Origin of the sequence: Lentzea flava, assembly GCF_014648475.1 — a bacterium.
GTDB lineage: Bacteria > Actinomycetota > Actinomycetes > Mycobacteriales > Pseudonocardiaceae > Lentzea > Lentzea flava.
In genome coordinates this window covers 1-17,544 of record NZ_BMRE01000076.1, presented here as the reverse complement: position 1 = coordinate 17,544, position 17,544 = coordinate 1, and the positions used below count along the sequence as shown (strand labels likewise).

The 17,544-nt window shown below is 69.0% G+C and carries 12 protein-coding genes; 10 read left to right on the top strand and 2 right to left on the bottom strand.

Translation table 11 applies throughout. The features are described from left to right. Window positions 1-41 precede the first annotated feature (41 nt). Complete coding sequence (locus tag IEZ09_RS42130; protein ID WP_189259463.1) at window positions 42-1,322, bottom strand: M14 family zinc carboxypeptidase; 1,281 nt, start codon at window positions 1,320-1,322, stop codon at window positions 42-44. Window positions 1,323-1,687: 365 nt separating this feature from the next. Between IEZ09_RS42130 and IEZ09_RS42125 the strand changes: the two genes are divergently transcribed. Then, complete coding sequence (locus tag IEZ09_RS42125) at window positions 1,688-2,452, top strand: alpha/beta fold hydrolase (RefSeq protein WP_189259462.1); 765 nt, start codon at window positions 1,688-1,690, stop codon at window positions 2,450-2,452. Here the strand turns inward: IEZ09_RS42125 and recD2 are convergent, their stop codons facing one another. Then, window positions 2,453-4,615 carry an SF1B family DNA helicase RecD2 gene (gene recD2, locus IEZ09_RS42120; RefSeq protein WP_189259461.1) on the bottom strand — a complete coding sequence of 721 codons (2,163 nt, stop codon included), beginning with the start codon at window positions 4,613-4,615 and terminating at the stop codon, window positions 2,453-2,455. 86 nt (window positions 4,616-4,701) lie between these two features. On the opposite strand from recD2, the gene IEZ09_RS42115 reads away from it, so the two are divergent. The 9 genes from IEZ09_RS42115 to IEZ09_RS42075 all read left to right on the top strand — a co-directional run bounded on the left by IEZ09_RS42115 (window position 4,702) and on the right by IEZ09_RS42075 (window position 17,489). Continuing rightward, window positions 4,702-5,376, top strand: coding sequence for a response regulator transcription factor (locus IEZ09_RS42115; protein WP_189259460.1), 675 nt, complete (start codon window positions 4,702-4,704; stop codon window positions 5,374-5,376). A 23-nt stretch (window positions 5,377-5,399) separates the two neighbouring features. After that, window positions 5,400-6,371 carry a HAMP domain-containing sensor histidine kinase gene (locus IEZ09_RS42110; protein ID WP_189259475.1) on the top strand — a complete coding sequence of 324 codons (972 nt, stop codon included), beginning with the start codon at window positions 5,400-5,402 and terminating at the stop codon, window positions 6,369-6,371. A gap of 201 nt (window positions 6,372-6,572) precedes the next feature. Continuing rightward, window positions 6,573-8,237, top strand: coding sequence for a DUF4153 domain-containing protein (locus IEZ09_RS42105; protein ID WP_189259459.1), 1,665 nt, complete (start codon window positions 6,573-6,575; stop codon window positions 8,235-8,237). Window positions 8,238-8,337: 100 nt separating this feature from the next. After that, window positions 8,338-12,090: a Pls/PosA family non-ribosomal peptide synthetase gene (locus tag IEZ09_RS42100; RefSeq protein WP_229813422.1), complete on the top strand. Its 3,753-nt coding sequence runs from the start codon at window positions 8,338-8,340 to the stop codon at window positions 12,088-12,090. Beyond that, window positions 12,087-13,283 carry a M1 family metallopeptidase gene (locus IEZ09_RS42095; protein ID WP_189259457.1) on the top strand — a complete coding sequence of 399 codons (1,197 nt, stop codon included), beginning with the start codon at window positions 12,087-12,089 and terminating at the stop codon, window positions 13,281-13,283. Before IEZ09_RS42100 ends, IEZ09_RS42095 begins: the two co-directional genes overlap by 4 nt. A 66-nt stretch (window positions 13,284-13,349) precedes the next feature. Then, a complete protein-coding gene (locus IEZ09_RS42090) occupies window positions 13,350-14,429 on the top strand; it encodes a mechanosensitive ion channel family protein (RefSeq protein ID WP_229813421.1) in 1,080 nt (359 codons plus the stop codon). Between the two features lie 45 nt (window positions 14,430-14,474). Further along, window positions 14,475-15,665, top strand: a complete 1,191-nt coding sequence (locus IEZ09_RS42085) for a M48 family metalloprotease (protein ID WP_189259456.1) — start codon at window positions 14,475-14,477, stop codon at window positions 15,663-15,665. A 101-nt stretch (window positions 15,666-15,766) separates the two neighbouring features. Continuing rightward, window positions 15,767-17,113 (top strand): MFS transporter, encoded by a 1,347-nt coding sequence (locus IEZ09_RS42080; RefSeq protein WP_189259455.1) that lies wholly within the window; start codon window positions 15,767-15,769, stop codon window positions 17,111-17,113. A 100-nt stretch (window positions 17,114-17,213) separates the two neighbouring features. Then, entirely contained in the window at window positions 17,214-17,489 is a 276-nt protein-coding gene (locus tag IEZ09_RS42075) for a hypothetical protein (protein WP_189259454.1), read from the top strand. Window positions 17,490-17,544: the final 55 nt, after the last annotated feature.

The window sequence follows — 17,544 nt, the reverse complement described above, 5'->3', positions numbered from 1 at the left end:
TGAAGCTTCCTCAGGGATGCCCCCTGCTCCTAACAGAAGACTCAGTAGGGTTCGGGCGCCGCTTTCATGGCCGAAACGAGCATCGAGCGCACTTTCGGCCAATGCACGTCCTTCTGGCACGAGTAGGCGGGGAAGAAGCCACCGCACGTCCCGGAGCTCGCCCCGATCTCCCACACGAAGCTGGGCACGCCCAGGTCCTCGTACACCCAGTCGTCCGTGGCGCCGGACGCGTTGTACAGCAGCTCACCGGGCTGGCCGGCGCGGAAGCCCGACAGCGCGGCCATGTCCTGCGCCATCCTGCGCAGCGCCGCGTCGTTGCCCGTCTTCTGCGTGCTCCAGCCCCACGGGAAGAGCACGTAGTTGCCGTAGCTGTGCATGGAGATCACGGCACCGGTGGTGTCGCCGGACGCGGCGGCGGCGTCACCGGGGGCGCGGGTGTCGCGGTACAGCTTGCGCCACAACGACTCCAGCGCCTGCGTCTCCACCTCGGAGTCGGCGCGCGGCCCGCGGTAGACCTCGCTGCACTTGTTCGTGGAGGTGCCGACCTCGCCCCAGTGCGAGCCCGCGTTGCGGTTCAGGTCGACGCCGCGCTGGCCGGACGAGCAGGTGCCGTTGACGTTCTTGCGGTGCGGAACCGGGGTGTCGCCGCCCGACTCGACGATCTCGACGCCGTCGGGGTTCGCGATCGGCACCACCCAGACCTCGATCGAGCCGAGCATCGCGGTGAGGTCCGGGGCGCTGACCAGGTCGTCGATGAAACGCCACGCCATGTCGCCGGTGGTGATTTCGCGCGCGTGGAGTTGGCCCATCACGAACAGGCGCGGTTTCGGCGCGGTCGGCGTCAACTCGCAGTCACCCGGACGTTTCCGCGTTATGCAGATGGCTTTCAGGTCATATCCACCAGCGCCCTGCGTCTTGCGCCACGAGTCGCCGTAGTCGACGACAGTCGCGAGTTCGGGATGGGCATTGGCCACCTCGTCGAGGTGCGCGATATGCGCGGTAACGGTCCGGTAGCCGCCGAAGTACGTCGATTCGCCGAGGGAACGCGGAGCCCATTGAGACGGAGGCATCGCCGTCTCAATTGACGGGCGGAAGCCGTCCGAACGGAGCCTGTCGGCGGTGCGCGCGTCGCCGATCACGAACAGGTCATCGCCGTCGCGCTGCTCCAGGACGTCGTAGCCGAGGCCGAGCAGTCGTTGCGCCGACGAACCCAGCGCAGCGGGCACACGCAGCACGAACGTCGTCTGCGGACCTTCCGCCGGCGCCGGCGAGGGACTCAGGAGGAGGCCGAGACAGGCGAGCAGGGCCAGTGCGATCCGCATGATCAACGATGATCGACTGTTCGGGTGAGCGACGCCAGTCCGTTCGACCGACCGGATGATTACCGTCCGGTGCTTGAGACGGAGAATCCGCTCACTTGGCGCGCTGTGACGAAAATCAATAGGATTTCCACCAGCATCGCAGCGGTTATTGTGCCGGCAAGGCCGAAACCGACTCGACGAACAGCGAGGTCCGCACATAAGTCCTGGGAAGACAGAGGGAGTGCTCACCGTGGATCATCTCTACAGCGACAACGTCACCGAGATCTCCCTTTCCTTCCCGTGGCGCGGTTCCCTCACGGACGACGACGAGGGGTTGGAGCCGACCATCGTTCGCAGCATGGACTGACGAAACCCGGGGGTCCCCCATGTCCGGCCTGTCCACCGTCGTCAAGGGCACCGGCCCTGCCCTGCTGCTCGTGCACGGCGCGGGCGGGAGCGTCCAGGCCAACTACGGCCCGATCCTCGGGACCCTCACCCAGTACTTCACCGTCATCGCGCCCGATCTGCCCGGCTCCGGTGGTTCACCGAAGGCCTCGGGGCCTCTCGACCTGGAGAAACTCGCCGACGACCTGGTGGACATCGCGGTGCGGGCCGGGCACGAGTCGTTCTTCGTGTGCGGCTACTCGATGGGGTGCGCGGTCGCCGTCACGGCGGCGGTTCGCCACCCGGAGCGGGTGCGCGGGCTGGTGCTGAGCACGCCGTTCACCAAGATCGACGCGGCGACGAGGGCGAAGATCGACCACTGGAAGTCGTTGCTGGACGGATCCCGCGAGGTGCTGTCGCGGTTCATCCTTTCGGTGATGTGCAGCAAGGAGTACCTGGCCCGGCTGACGCCCGCGCAGGCGGAGGGCTTCGCCGAGCTGATCGCCGCGAGCGTGCCGACCGGGTCGCCCTCGCACGTCGACCTCATCCTGAAGATCGACCTGTCCGACCTGTTGCCGCAGGTCACGCAGCCGACGCTGGTGATCGGCGCGTCCGGCGACCAGCTGCTGTCGCGCCACCTCGGCAAGGAGGTCGCGGACCTGATCCCGGGCTCGAAGTACACCGACATCGCGTGCGGGCACGCGATCGCGCTGGAGGCCGCGATGCCGTGGGCACGTCTGATCACGGACTACCTGACGTCGGTGTAGTCAGTCCGTCCTGAGCCGGTGGGCCAGCGCGGTGTGGCGGCGGCCCGCCCCGACGGTCCTGACGGCCTGCCCGATCGCACGCTTCGAGCCCACCAGCACGACGAGCTTCTTCGCGCGCGTGACCGCGGTGTAGAGCAGGTTGCGCTGCAACATCATCCATGCGCTGGTCGTGATCGGGATGACCACACACGGGTACTCGCTGCCCTGCGAGCGGTGGATGGTCATGGCGTACGCGTGGCTGAGCTCGTCCAGTTCGGAGAAGTCGTAGTCGACCTCTTCGTCCTCGTCGGTGCGGATGGTCAGCTTCTGCTCGACCGGGTCCAACGCGATGACGACGCCCAGAGTGCCGTTGAAGACGCCGTTCTTGCCCTTGTCGTAGTTGTTGCGGATCTGGGTGACCTTGTCGCCGACCTTGAACACCCTGCCGCCGAAGCGTTTCTCCGGCAGGTTGTCCCGCGACGGCGTCAGGGCTTCCTGCAGCACGGTGTTCAACGCGCCGGCACCCGCCGGGCCGCGGTGCATCGGGGCCAGGACCTGGATGTCCTTGCGCGGGTCGAGCCCGAACTTGCGCGGGATGCGGTTCGCCACGACGTCGACGGTCATCGTCGCGGCCTCCTCCGCCTCGTCGGTGCCGAAGAGGAAGAAGTCAGGAAGTCCCTGCACCACCGGGTAGTCGCCGCTGTTGATGCGGTGGGCGTTCGTGACGACGCCGGACTCCTGGGCCTGGCGGAAGATGTGCGTGAGGCGGACGTTCGGGATCGGGCTCCCCGGCGCCAGCACGTCTCTGAGCACCTCCCCCGCGCCCACCGACGGCAGCTGGTCGACGTCGCCGACGAGCAGCAGGTGCGCTCCTGGCGGCACGGCCTTCACGAGTTTGTTGGCCAGCAACAGGTCCAGCATCGAGGCCTCGTCCACGACGACGAGGTCGGCGTCGAGCGGGTGGTCGCGGTCGTACGCCGCGTCGCCGCCGGGCTTGAGTTCGAGCAGGCGGTGGACGGTGCGGGCCTCGTGGCCGGTCAGCTCGGTGAGTCGCTTGGCGGCACGTCCGGTCGGCGCCGCCAGGACGATCTTGGCTTTCTTGGCCTGGGCCAGGCGGACGATCGAACGGACGGTGAAGCTCTTGCCGCAGCCCGGTCCACCGGTGAGCACCGCGACCTTCTGGGTCAGCGCGAGTTTGACCGCTTCCGCCTGGTGCTGTTCGAGTTCCGTGCCGAGCCAGGCGAACGCCTTGTCCCAGTCGACGGTCGCGAAGCTCGGCATGCGGTCGTTCTCCGCGTACAGCAGGCGTTTGAGCTGCGCCGCCATCGAGATCTCAGCGCGGTGGAACGGGATCAGGTAGATGGCGATCTCGTCGTCCGGCAGCTCCTCGCGGACCACGCCTTCTTCCTCGACGAGCTCGGCCAGGCAGTCGATGACCAGGCCGGTGTCGACCTGGAGGATCTTGATGGCCTCCGCGATGAGCGCCTGTTCCGGCAGGTAGCAGTTGCCGTCGGTAGTGGCCTCGGACAGCGTGAACTGCAGGCCCGCCTTGACGCGTTGCGGACTGTCGTGCGGGATGCCGACGGCCTTGGCGATGACGTCGGCGGTCTTGAAGCCGATGCCCCAGACGTCGTTCGCGAGGCGGTAGGGCTCTTCCCGCACGACCTCGATGGCCTTGTCGGTGTACTGCTTGTAGATGCGGACGGCGAGGCTCGTCGAGACGCCGACGCCCTGGAGGAAGACCATGACCTCCTTGATGGCCTTCTGCTCCTCCCACGCCTCGGCGATGAGCTTGGTGCGCTTCGGGCCGAGCTTCGGGACCTCGATGAGGCGTTCCGGCTCGTTCTCGATGACGTCCAGCGCGTTGACGCCGAAGTGGGTGACGATCTTGTCCGCGAGCACGGGACCGATGCCCTTGATCAGGCCGGAGCCCAGGTAACGGCGGATGCCCTGGATCGTCGCGGGCAGGATCGTCGTGTAGTCGTCGACGTGGAACTGCTTGCCGTACTGCGGGTGCGAGCCCCATCGGCCACGCATGCGGATCGACTCGCCGGGCTGGGCCCCGAGCAGCGCGCCCACGACGGTGACGAGGTCGCCGCGGCCGGTGTCGACCTTGGCGACGGTGTAGCCGTTGTCCTCGTTGGCGTAGGTGATCCTCTCCAGGACCGCTTCGAGGACGTTCATGCCCTGGAACTTACCCTGCGGCTTCTGCACACGATCTTCACAAGTTGTCCCGGCGTCCTCCACGACATGCACATAAAGTCACCGCCATGACAGGTCAGCGCCGGGTGCTCGTCGTGGAGGACGACATCACGATCGCCGAGTCCGTGGCCGCGCGGCTGCGGGCTGAGGGGTTCGTGGTGACGGTGGCTCACGACGGCCCCTCCGGGGTGGCTCTCGCCGCTTCCTTCGTGCCTGACCTGGTCGTTCTGGACGTGATGCTGCCGGGGTTCGACGGGCTCGAGGTGTGCCGGCGGATCCAGGCGTCGCGTTCGGTGCCGGTGCTGATGCTCACCGCGCGGGGGGACGAGACCGATCTGCTGGTCGGCCTCGCCGTGGGGGCCGACGACTACCTGACGAAGCCGTTCTCGATGCGCGAGCTGGCGGCACGGGTGCACGTGCTGCTGCGCCGGGTGTCGCGCGCGGCGACGTCGCGGTCGCTGGAGCTCGGGGACCTGGTGATCGACCTGGCGGCGCGGAGGGTCTCCCGTTCGGGGGTGGAGGCCCACCTGACGCCCACCGAGTACGACCTGCTGGTGTTCCTCGCCGAGCGGCCGTCGGCCGTGCAGGCGCGGGAGAGGCTGCTGGCGGAGGCGTGCGGGTGGCACGAGGGGGCGTCGTCGCGGACGGTCGACAGCCACGTGAAGGCGCTGCGGCGCAAGCTCGGGGCCGACCTGATCAGGACCGTGCACGGGGTGGGGTACGCGCTGGAGGTACCCCGGTGAAGAAACTGCTGGGCTGGCTCGACATGCTGCCGCGTCCGCTGGACTCGGTGCGGTCGATCAAGCTCAAGCTCGGGATCGTCATCGTGGTGTCGGGGTGCGTGTCGTTCGCGTACTTCCGTTACGTGACGGGGTGGCTGCCGCCGCGGACCACGTTGATCGCGCTGGCGCTGGGCCTGCTGACGTCGCAGGTGCTGGCGCACGGCATGACCTCGCCGTTGCGGGAGATGACGTCGGCGGCGCGGTCGATGGCGTCCGGGGACTACTCGCGGTCGGTCCGCGCGACGTCGTCCGACGAGGTCGGGCAGCTGGCCGAGGCCTTCACGGTGATGGCAGCCGACCTCGCCGCCGCGGACCAGCAGCGGCGGGAACTGATCGCGAACGTGTCGCACGAGCTGCGGACGCCGATCTCGGCCCTGCAGGCCGTGCTGGAGAACGTGGTCGACGGGGTGGCCGTCGCCGACGCGGCGACCATGAAGACGGCGCTGGCGCAGACCGAACGGCTGGGGCGGCTCGTCACCGAGCTGCTGGACCTGTCGAAGATCGACGCCGGGGTGCTGTCGTTGAACCGCGAGACCCTGTCGGTGTCCTCGCTGGTCGCCGACGTGGTGGCCGAGGCCGCCGTGGCGGCTCCGGCGGCGTCGTTCTCGATCGACGTGCCAGGGGATCTGACGGTCTTCGCCGACGGGGAACGGCTCCATCAGGTGCTGGTGAACCTGGTGGACAACGCTGCCCGGCACGGACCCACCGGGGGGTTGGTGTCCGTGTCGGGGTCGTGCTCCGGCGGCTCTGTGGTGCTGGAGGTCCGGGACGAAGGGCCGGGGATCGCCCCGGAGGACCGGTCGCGGATCTTCGAGAGGTTCACCCGAGGGGAGAGGGCGGGCGGTGGTGGGACCGGGCTCGGTCTCGCCATCGCCCGATGGGTGGTGGACCTGCACGGCGGCACGATCGCCGTGGTGGATCCCGGGTCGTGCATCCGGGTGACTTTGCCTCGCTGACTTTCTTGTTCGCACCGCGGTGGTGGTGTGACGGTGAAGCACGCCCTTTTTCGGGCTTGGGAGAGAGACATGACTGACTCGACGCAATCGCCTGACTCGCCTGACTCGTCGGTTGAGAGCGGGGCTGCTGCTCGGCGGCGGTATCGGCAGTTTCGGAAGGTCGGGTACCGGCCGGTGACCGGGAACGCACCGGAGCCCGAAGTGGAAGAGCCTGCCGAGGAGGTGATCGAGAAGGTCCAAGAACCCGCCGACGACGCCGACGCCGACTCTCGCAGGGGTACCCCCGAACCGGGAACCCCTACAACTCAACCTGCTCAGGGGGACCGACAAGATCAGCCGGCTCACGTCGCCACCGCCACCCTGCCCCCGCCGTCACCCTGGCAGGGCCCGCCCCGCTACCCCACCGCGGGCCCGGTCGTCGTCCCCGCCGCGGCCCCGCTCCTGCCCTGGTGGACCCCACCCACGACCCCGGCGCCGGGCAAGGTCCTCGTCGCAGGTCTCGTCGCGGGCCTGGGCGCCGCGTTCCTCGCCCCGCCGAACAACGGCATCGGCTGGTTTCTCGCGGGTCTGTTCGGCGTCGGCGCGGTCCTGTTCTACGCGGGCAAGCCGTCCGTCGAGCGCGCGCTCTGGCTGGCGGCCGCGCTGGCGTTCCTGGCGATGGGGTTCCTGCGCGCCGCTGAGTGGATCTTCCCGTTGTGCGTGCTGGCGTCGATGATGTGCGGCTCCATCGCCATGGCGGGTGGCAGGACCGTGCGCGGGCTCGTGTTCGGCGCGCTCGGGGTCGGGCTCGCCGGGCTGCGGTCGCTGCCGTGGGTCGCGAAGGGGCTCAGCAAGCGCGGGCCGATCGGCATCAGGCCGTTCATCTCGGTGGGGGTGGCGCTGGCGTTGCTGCTGATCTTCGGATCGCTGCTCGCCGGGGCCGACCAGGCGTTCGGGAAGTTCCTCGAGAGCCTGGTGCCGGACCTCGAGATCGACGGGTTCGTGCGGTCGGCGTTCTTCGGCGGTGTCGCGGCGTTCGGCGCGCTGGGGGCGTGCTACCTCGTGGCGGCGCCCGCGAAGATCAACGAGGACGCGGAGAGCAAGCCGGGTGCGTTGCGGGTCAAGGACTACGCGTTGCCCGTGGGTGTGCTCGTGTTGTTGTTCGCCGGGTTCGTCGGGACGCAGCTCGCGGTTCTGTTCGGTGGCGAGAAGTACGTGATGGAAACGGCGGGCGTGACGTTCGCCGAGTACGCGCGGTCCGGGTTCTGGCAGCTGTTGTGGGTCTCGATCCTCACGCTCGGGGTCATCGCCGGCGTGGCGCGGTTCGCGGCCAAGAAGACGGCGCAGGAGCAGTTGTGGCTGCGCATTCTGCTCGGGTCGCTCGCGGTGCTGACGCTCGTGATCGTGGCGAGTGCGTTGAGCCGCATGTGGTTCTACCAGCAGGCGTACGGGTGGACGGTGCTGCGGCTGCTCGTCTCGTCGTGCGAGATCTGGCTCGCGGTCGTGTACCTGATGGTGATCGGGAGCGGGATCACGTTGCGCGCCAACTGGTTGCCGAAGGCGATCGTCGGGACGGGCACGGCGTTCTTCCTCGCGGTCGTGGTGATGAACCCCGAGCAGGTGGTGGCCGACTACAACGTCAGCAGGTTCGAGGCGACGAAGAAGATCGACACGGTTTACCTGTCGCGGCTGTCGGAGGACGCGGTGCCCGCGCTCGTCCGGTTGCCGGAGCCGCAGCGCTCGTGTTCGTTGCGGTGGTTGAAGAACCGCAACGTCGAGCAGGATTGGCGAGAGTGGAACCTCGCGCGGCACAACGCTCGCAAGTCACTCGAAAGTGTTGCGGTGACTGATGTCACCTGTGAGTCGTCCTACTCCGGAGAGAGGTAGTCCGTTAACTGGCGGTAAAGTCGCTGGTCCACAAGTTGTCGAGAGGGTGAGAAGTGACGCTGTCGTGACCATTGCGGCTGAACCCGTTGTTCTTCGTTCGATGTTCACGGCAGGCGAGGCGCCCACCCCGCGCACGCTCCTGGACATCCTGCGCGCGAGTGCCGAACAGCACCCGGACGCGCTGGCCGTCGACGACGGCACCACCGCGCTCACGTACCGCGCGCTCATCTCGGAAGTGCTGGAACTCAAGGCAAAGCTCGCCGCCGAAGGTGTCGGGGTCGGCGACCGGGTCGGCATTCGCGTGCCGTCCGGGACCGTCGACCTCTACGTCTCGATCCTGGCGACCCTCGCGGCGGGCGCGGCCTACGTGCCCGTCGACTTCGAGGACCCGGACGAGCGAGCGGAGCTCGTGTTCGGCGAAGCGGGCGTGTCCGCCGTGCTCGGCGCAGGCCGATCCCTTGTGCTGCACGGCACTCCGCTGTGTCGATCCCTTTTGGGAACGCCGCGGAAGCCTGGTCTCGACAACGACGCGTGGATCATCTTCACGTCCGGCTCCACCGGCAAGCCCAAGGGCGTCGCCGTGACGCACCGCAGCGCCGCCGCGTTCGTCGACGCCGAGGCGCGCCTGTTCCTGCAGGACGAGCCGATCGGCCCAGAAGATCGCGTGTTGGCGGGGCTTTCCGTCGCGTTCGACGCCTCCTGTGAGGAGATGTGGCTCGCGTGGCGGTACGGCGCCTGCCTGGTCCCCGCGCCGCGTTCGTTGGTGCGCACCGGAATGGACCTCGGCCCGTGGTTGGTGGAGCAGGAGATCACCGTCGTCTCCACGGTTCCGACGCTGGCCGCGCTCTGGCCGGTGGAAGCGCTGGACGACGTGCGCCTGCTGATCTTCGGCGGCGAGGCGTGCCCGCCGGAGCTGGCCGAGCGCCTCGCGGTGGACGGCCGCGAGGTCTGGAACACCTACGGCCCAACGGAAGCGACGGTCGTCGCCTGCGCCGCGCGGATGACCGGTTCCGGTCCCGTGCGCATCGGTCTGCCGTTGGACGGCTGGGAACTCGTCGTCGTCGACGCGGCCGGTGAGGTCGTGCCGATGGGCGAGGCGGGCGAGCTGGTGATCGGCGGCGTCGGCCTGGCGCGCTACCTGGACCTGGCGAAGGATGCCGAGAAGTACGCGCCACTGCCCTCCATGGGTTGGGACCGCGCGTACCGCAGCGGCGACATGGTCCGCGCCGAGCCGGAAGGCCTCGTCTTCCTCGGCCGCGCGGACGAGCAGATCAAGCTCGGCGGCCGGCGCATCGAGCTGGGCGAGGTCGACGCGGCCCTGCTGGCGCTCGACGGCGTCGCCGGTGCGGCCGCTGCCGTGCGCACCACGCGCGGCGGCAACCAGATCCTCGTCGGCTACGTCGTGACCGACGGCGAGTTCGACCAGGCCGCGGCCGTCGAGCAGCTGCGCGCCGAGCTTCCCGCCGCGCTGGTGCCGTTGATCGCTGTGGTCGACACGCTGCCGACCCGCACGTCCGGCAAGGTCGACAGGGCCGCCCTGCCGTGGCCGCTGGAGTCGCTGGACACCGCGGGCGCAGTGTTCTCCGGCCTCGAAGGCTGGCTGGCCGAGCAGTGGGCGGCAGTGCTCGGTTCCGGCCCTGCCTCCGAGGACGCCGACTTCTTCGCGTCCGGCGGCAGCTCGCTGTCCGCGGCACAGCTCGTCTCGCTGGTGCGCACGCGCTACCCGAGCACGTCCGTCTCGGACATCTACCAGAACACGACGCTGCACAAGCTCGCACGCCGTCTGGAGTCGTACGGCTCGACGGCCGAGGTGCGCGAGGTCGCCCCGACGCCGCGCTGGACGGGCGTTCTGCAGACGTTGCTGATGATCCCGCTGCTGACGATCTGCGGCGCGCGGTGGGTCGTCGCGCTGACGGCCCTGTCGAACGTGTTGGGCTGGACGTCCGTGTCCTGGTGGTGGGTCGTCGCCGGTTGGGCGGTGTTCATCTCGCCGCTGGGCAGGCTCGCTGTCTCCGCCGGTGGCGCGCGGCTGCTGCTGCGCGGCGTGAAGCCGGGCGAGCACCCCCGCGGCGGCTCCGTCCACATGCGACTGTGGACGGCCGAGATGCTGGCGCAGATGTCGCGCGCCACCGAGCTGTCCGGCTCGTGGGTGACGCACTACGCGCGAGCGTTGGGCGCGAAGATCGGCCCCGGCGTCGACCTGCACTCGTTGCCACCGGTCACGGGCATGCTGAAGGTGGGCCGCGGTGCCGCGATCGAGCCCGAGGTCGACCTGTCCGGCTGGTGGCTGGACGGCGACCGCCTGGTGCTGGGCCGCATCCGGATCGGCGCGGGCGCCACGGTCGGCGCCCGCAGCACGCTCTTCCCCGGCGCCCGCATCGGCAAGCGCGCCGAGGTGGCACCCGGTTCGGGCGTCGTCGGCTCCGTGCCGACCGGCCAGCGCTGGGCGGGCGTGCCCGCGATCCGCGAGGGCAAGGCGGCACGCTCGTTCCCGTCCCGGCGTCCTTCTCGTTCGCACTTCTGGAACTTCATGTACGGCGTGTCGTCCGGCCTGCTGGGCGCGCTGCCGTTGCTGGCCGCCGCTCCCGCCGTGCTGTACGTGCTGCGCCGGCCGGTGTCGCTGACGTCGGCGCTGTGGGACGTTCCGGTCGCCTCCGCGATCTGGTTCGGCTCCTACGCGCTGCTGGTGCTGTTCTTCGTGCGGCTGCTGGGCATCGGCATGCGCGAGGGCCACTACCCCGTGCACAGCCGCGTGGCGTGGCAGGCCTGGACGACCGAGCGCCTGATGAACAACGCCCGCTCGGCGCTGTTCCCGCTGTACGCCTCACTGTTCACGCCGGTGTGGCTGCGCCTGCTGGGCATGAAGGTGGGCCGCCGGGTCGAAGCGTCCACAGTGGTCGCTCTCCCGCGCATGACGCGCGTGGGCGACGGCGCCTTCCTGGCCGACGACACGATGGTCGCCTCGTACGAGCTCGGTGGCGGCTGGCTGCGCATCGCCACGGCCCGCGTGGGCAAACGCGCGTTCCTGGGCAACTCGGGCATGACCGCACCCGGCCGCACCGTGCCGAAGGGCGGCCTCGTCGGCGTGCTGTCCGCGGCGCCCAAGCGCGCCAAGGCCGGTTCCTCCTACCTCGGCATGCCTCCGATGAAGCTGCCGCGCGCCGCCGAGGTCTCCGACCAGTCCCGCACGTTCGACCCGCCCAAGCGCCTGATGTGGGCGCGGGCGCTGGTCGAGCTGTGCCGGTTCGTCCCGGTGATGCTGAACGTCGCGCTGGTCGTGCTCGTGCTCTTCGCCCTGAAGGAGCTCGGGCTCTGGTGGTCCGGCGTCGTGCTGCTGGGCGCCGGTGTCGCGGCGTGCCTGGTGGCCGTGGTCGCCAAGTGGGCGCTCGTGGGCCGCTTCCGCGTGCGGGAGTACCCGCTGTGGTCGGCGTTCGTGTGGCGCAACGAGCTCGCGGACACGTTCGTCGAGGTCCTCGCCGTGCCGTGGCTGATCGGCTTCTCCGGCGGCACACCGATCATGAACTGGTGGCTGCGCGCTCTGGGCGCCGAGGTCGGCCGCGGCGTGTGGTGCGAGTCGTACTGGCTGCCCGAGGCCGACCTGGTCTCCCTGGGCACCGGCGCGTCGGTCAACCGCGGCTGCGTGGTCCAGACGCACCTGTTCCACGACCGAATCCTGCGCATGGACCGCGTGTCACTCGGCTCCGGCGCCACTCTGGGCCCGCACGGCATCGTCCTGCCAGGCGCGTCCGTCGGCGCGAACACCACCGTCGGACCCGCCTCGCTCGTGATGCGCGGAGAGGATGTACCGTCGGGGACCCGTTGGCTGGGCAACCCGATCTCCGCGTGGACATGAGCTTCTCGGTACACCACTACGCACTGGAGCTTGACTACAAGCCGCACTCCGCACGTCTCTCGGGACGTGCGGTGCTGCAGGCTTCCTGCACTTCGTTGTCATCCTTCGAGCTGTCCTTCGGCCCGCTGCGCGTGTCGAAGGTCCTGGTGAACGGCAAGCCCGCGCGCTATGTGCACGCCGGCGGCGTTCTGCGCGTGCGCGCGTCCGTGCGCGGATCGTTCTCGGTCGAGGTCCGCTACTCCGGCACGCCGGTGCCGGTGTCCACGCCGGAGTGGGGCGACCTGGGCTGGGACCAGCTCACGGACGGCTCGCTGGTGGCCTCGCAGCCGATCGGCGCGCCGTCGTGGTTCCCGTGCCTGGACGATCCGTCGTCGAAGGCCTCCTACCTGCTGGACGTGACCGCGCCCTCCGCGTACACGGTGGTGTGCAACGGGGTTCTCGTCGACGGCAAGGTGTCCGGCAGCACCACGCGGTGGACGTACTCGATGGCGGCCCCGATGGCCACCTATCTCGCCACCGTCCAGATCGGACAGTACGTCGAGGCGCTGCCTTCCGTGTGGGCGCCGGAGCGGCTGCGCAAGCTCGTCGCGCACGACTTCGGCCGCCAGAACCAGATGATCGAGCTGTTCTCGTCGTTGTTCGGACCGTACCCGTTCGCCAGGTACGCGGTCGTGGTCACCGACGACGAGCTCGACGTTCCCGTGGAGGCTCAGGGGTTGTCGACGTTCGGGGCCAACCACGTGGACGGGCGGCGGGGCTCGGAACGGTTGGTGGCGCACGAGTTGGCGCACCAGTGGTTCGGCAATTCCGTCGGCATCGCCTCGTGGGAGCACATCTGGCTCAACGAGGGTTTTGCCTGCTATTCGGAGTGGTTGTGGTCCGAGGCTTCCGGTGGACGGTCTGCTGATGCGTGTGCCGCGTCGGCTCGGGATCTGTTGTCGCGGTTGCCGCAGGATCTCGTGATCGGGCGGCCTGCGCGGGCTGACTGGTTCGACGACCGGGTCTACAAGCGCGGGGCGTTGACGTTGCGCGCACTGCGTCGTGAGATGGGTGACGACTCGTTCTTCGCGTTGCTGCGGGAGTGGTGTACGCGGAACCGGCACGGCGTCGTGACCACTGAGGACTTCCTCACGTTGGCAGGACATCACGACCTGCTCACGCGCTGGCTGTTCGAACCGGGACTGCCTACCTAGTCACAATCACGTGTTCCCCTCCCCAGACGCCGGGTACCCGGCCTCGATACGGGAGGAGGAAAAGACGTGCTGTTCGTGGTGCTCGGCTGCTCGGTGGCCTTCGCGTTGCTGGCGGTCGAGGTGATTCACCGGCTGGTGCGCCGCTTCACCCACAGCGGCAGGATGTACCGGCCCGGTCAGCTGTTCGGAGCGCTGCTGGCCGCCCAGATAAGCCTCAGCGTCTACCCGGTGGACGCCCCGATCGCCCTGCACGCGCTGGGAATCGCGTTGATCTGCGCCGGAGCTTGGCTGCTGTCGGCGTTCATCAGCACCCTTGTGGACGTTTCGCTGTCACGGATCCGCACGGATGTCACGGACAACCGGCACGCGCGGCGCGTGCACACGCAGATCACGCTGGTCCGCCGGTTGGTGCTGGTGGTCATCGGGGTGCTGGCGGTCGGTGCGATTCTGATGACGTTCCCGGGGGCGCGGGCGGTCGGGTCCACTGTGCTGGCCAGTGCGGCGGTGATCGGTGCGGTGGCGGCGTTCTCCGCGCAGTCGTTGCTGGGCAACCTGATTTCCGGGCTGCAGATCGCGTTCAGCGATGCGGTGCGGCTCGATGACGTCGTGGTGGTCGAAGGCGAGTGGGGGCGCGTCGAGGACATCACGCTGACGTACGTGGTGCTGCACCTGTGGGACGACCGGCGGCTGGTGCTGCCGACCTCGTACTTTCTGAAGACTCCCTTCGAGAACTGGACGCGCACGCAGTCGGCGTTGCTGGGAACCGTGGAGCTCGATCTGGACTGGACGGTGCCGGTCGAGGCGATGCGGCAGGAGATGCGGTCGATGCTCGAGGGCAGCGATCTGTGGGACGGACGGGTGTCCGTGCTGCAGGTGACGGCCGCCACGCAGGGATTTGTGCGGTTGCGCGCGCTGGTCAGCGCGGCCGACGCCGGAAAGCTCTGGGATCTCAGGTGCCTGGTTCGCGAGCACCTCGTCGATTGGGTGCAGCGGCACCACAACGGTGCGTTGCCGCAGGTCAGGACGCGGGCGGTCACCGGAACGAAGCGTCTGCAGCCGACCAGCGACCAGCACACCGACGCACGGGTGTTCGGCGAGAGCCTGGACGGGGCGCAGCGGGAGCAAGCGTTTGCGGGACCCAAGTAGCCGTTCGGGCCCGTGCTGCCCGCGTGGTGACCTACCATCCCGCGCGTGGAGATCGCCAGAACCCGTCTGACCTGCCCGGAGTGCGGAGAAGAGCTGTCCAGGGCGGGCGACGACGCCCCGTGGTGCGCATCGTGCGAGTGGAACCTGCTCACCCCGGCGAGCAAACTCGCGACGCGGTGGGATCGCGCGCTCTTCGCGGAGTTCTCGAAGCAACGACCCGGCAAGCCGCCTCGCACTCCACTCGGTGTGGCGCTGGTGATCGTGTCCGTGCTGCTGGGTCTGGTGCCGTTCGGGCTTCTCGGCTGGGGTGCGTGGCTGCTGGCGAACGGGTCGTGGCTGATCGGACCGCCGCTGCTGGTGCTCGCCTTCCTCCTGCGGCCGAGGCTCTGGAGGCTGCCGGGCAAGGACTACCGCCTGCGCAGAGAACAGGCACCCACCCTGTTCACCCTGATCGACCGGGTCGCCGCGGCGGCAGGCACCCCGGTGCCGGAGATCGTCACGATCAGCTCGGAGTACAACGCCTCCACCTACCGGGCGGGGTTCCGGCGCACGACGGGGCTCGACATCGGCACCTACCTGTTCGCGACCCTCACCCCGCAGCAGCGCGTCGCCCTGCTCGCACACGAGCTCGGGCACCAGGTCAACGGCGATCCGGCGCGGCTGCTGCTCGTTCAGCCGACGCTGACCACGTTCGGCACGCTGGCGAACATGTTCGGGGCGTACGAGAACATGCGGGAGGTCGTCTTCGGCGGGAAGAGCATGATGCCGATGCGCTTCCTGATGTTCCTGGTCGGACGGGTGTTCCTGGTCGTGCAGGTGGCGCTGTCGGTGCTGGCGTTCCGCGACCGTCAGCGGGCCGAGTACCTCGCGGACGGGGTGGCGGTGGACGTCGCAGGGTCGGAGGCGACCGCCGGACTGCTGGACAGGTCGGCGCTGGCGTCACCGATCATGCGCCTCATCGCCTACCGCGCGAACACGAAAGGCCCCGCCGACTGGCCGGCACTCGTCGCCGGCTTCCACGCCGCGCGGCAGGAGGAGCTCTGCGCGTACCGGCAGCTCACGTTGCGCGAGTCGACCCTCTGGGACAGCCATCCGCCGTCGGGGCTGCGGGCACGGGTCGTGGAGGCCTGGCCGCAGAAGGCGCCCGCGTTCGTGCTGAGCGAGCAGGAGTCGGCGCGGATCGATGCCGAGCTGGCGCGCTGGTACGGGCGCGCGCACCAGAGGTTGCTGGACTGAGCGCGACGACCTGGTGCGGGACACCGGCGGCACGTCGCGCACCGGCCGAACCCGGAACCGCTGGCCGCGACGATCCGCGACGCATCCACCACACTGGGCGGATGAGAACGGGAGATCAGGTCGTCCAGAACCTGCCGTGGCGGTGGCGCGCGCAAGGCACGATCTTCATCATCGGCGGGCTCGGGTTCCTGTTCGACGCGTGGGACGTCACGCTCAACGCGTTCCTGATTCCGCTGGTCAGCGCCGAGTGGGGCCTCACTCTCGGCGAACGCGGGTGGGTCGGCACGGCCAACCTGATCGGAATGGCCGTCGGGGCGTTCGCGTGGGGTGCCGTCGCGGACACCATCGGGCGCAAGAAGGCCTTCAGCCTGACGATCCTGATGTTCTCGGTCTTCACGGTGGCCGGGGCCGCGTCGCAGGACTTCGTGACGTTCTGCGTGTTCCGGTTCCTCGCCGGGGTGGGGCTCGGCGGGTGCATTCCCGTCGACTTCGCGCTGGTCGGCGAGTTCACGCCGGCCAGGGTGCGCGGGCGGGTGCTGGCAGCGATGGACGGGTTCTGGCCGCTGGGAGCCACGCTGTGCGGGCTCACGGCGGCCTTCCTCGCCGACCTGGGCAGCTGGCGGCTGTTGATGCTCACGATGGTGCTGCCCGCGCTGCTGTTGTTCTGGATCCGCAGAGGAGTGCCCGAATCGCCGATGTTCCTCGTGGCCAAGGGCAGGCCGGAGGAAGCCAGGAAGGTCATCGACGACCTGGTCGCGCGAACCGGGGCACCGCGCGAGGAGTGGCGGTTGCCCGACTTGCAACAGGTTCAAAAGCTCTCGCCCAAGGTGATGTTCGCGCAGCTCAAGGACATCTGGCGGTTCGACCCGCGGCGCACGGGAGCGATGTGGCTGATGTTCCTCGCCGTGTTCCTGCTCTACTACGGCGCCGTCACGTGGCTGCCGAGCATCCTCAAGGCGCAGGGCTACGGCACGTACGCGGCGTTCATGGTCACGACGGGGACGGTCGCGGTCGGTGTCGTGGCGGCACTGGTCAGCGCGTGGCTCGTGGACGTGTTCGGGCGCAAGTGGGTCATCGCGGTCACCGCGCCGCTCGCGTCGGCAGCCCTGGTCATGTTCGCGGTGCAGATCAACGTCGACACGGCCGCGAAAGCGTGGATCACGCTCTACGGGATGTTGATCCAGATCGCGATTCCCGCGCTGTACGCGTTCGCGCCGGAGCTGTACCCGACGCACCTGCGGGCCAGCGGGTTCGGGTGGGCCTCGACGATCAGCCGGATCGGGGCCGGGTGCGTGCCGGTGCTGCTCGGGGCGATCCTCTGGCCACGCCTTGGGCTGCCGCTGACGTTCGGGGTGATCGGTGTCGTGGTGGTTGGCGGGGTGGTCGTGATGATGATCGCGGCCCCGGAAACGAAGATGCAACCGCTCGCCGAGGTCGCTCCGTCCTAGGCGCATGAGAAGACCGCTCGCCGTCGCGTTTTGCGCGCTGGCTCTCGGAAGCTGTGGTACGAACGGGTCTCCAGCCGTGCCGTTGGCGGAGGTCCCGACCGTGTCTTCAGCAAAACCGGACAAGAACCGGATCGAGCAGGCGAAGCGCGACGGCCACCTCACCGTGCCACTGATGATCTCCGTGCAGCCGGGACGCGACGAGGAGGTCGAGCAGGCACTGACGAAGCTGGGCGCGACCGTCGAGTCGCGGGATCCCAGGATCGGTTACCTGCGGGCCGAGATGCCGGTGGACAAGGTGGAAGACGCGTACCTCATCACCGGTGTGTCCAAGGTGGACGTCGAGGAGCCGCTGAACAACAGGCTTCCAGAACCATGAACGGCGCTTTTGTGCACCTGAGCCCGGATCCACCGATGAGTTAGTGGTTCGGTCC

What these genes read in the sequence shown, in the direction of transcription:
- IEZ09_RS42130 (WP_189259463.1), bottom strand. Translation starts at nt 1,322, where the DNA reads ATGCGGATCGCACTGGCCCTGCTCGCCTGTCTCGGCCTCCTCCTGAGT.
- IEZ09_RS42125 (WP_189259462.1), top strand. Translation starts at nt 1,688, where the DNA reads ATGTCCGGCCTGTCCACCGTCGTCAAGGGCACCGGCCCTGCCCTGCTG.
- recD2 (WP_189259461.1), bottom strand. Translation starts at nt 4,615, where the DNA reads ATGAACGTCCTCGAAGCGGTCCTGGAGAGGATCACCTACGCCAACGAG.
- IEZ09_RS42115 (WP_189259460.1), top strand. Translation starts at nt 4,702, where the DNA reads ATGACAGGTCAGCGCCGGGTGCTCGTCGTGGAGGACGACATCACGATC.
- IEZ09_RS42110 (WP_189259475.1), top strand. Translation starts at nt 5,400, where the DNA reads ATGCTGCCGCGTCCGCTGGACTCGGTGCGGTCGATCAAGCTCAAGCTC.
- IEZ09_RS42100 (WP_229813422.1), top strand. Translation starts at nt 8,338, where the DNA reads ATGTTCACGGCAGGCGAGGCGCCCACCCCGCGCACGCTCCTGGACATC.
- IEZ09_RS42095 (WP_189259457.1), top strand. Translation starts at nt 12,087, where the DNA reads ATGAGCTTCTCGGTACACCACTACGCACTGGAGCTTGACTACAAGCCG.
- IEZ09_RS42080 (WP_189259455.1), top strand. Translation starts at nt 15,767, where the DNA reads ATGAGAACGGGAGATCAGGTCGTCCAGAACCTGCCGTGGCGGTGGCGC.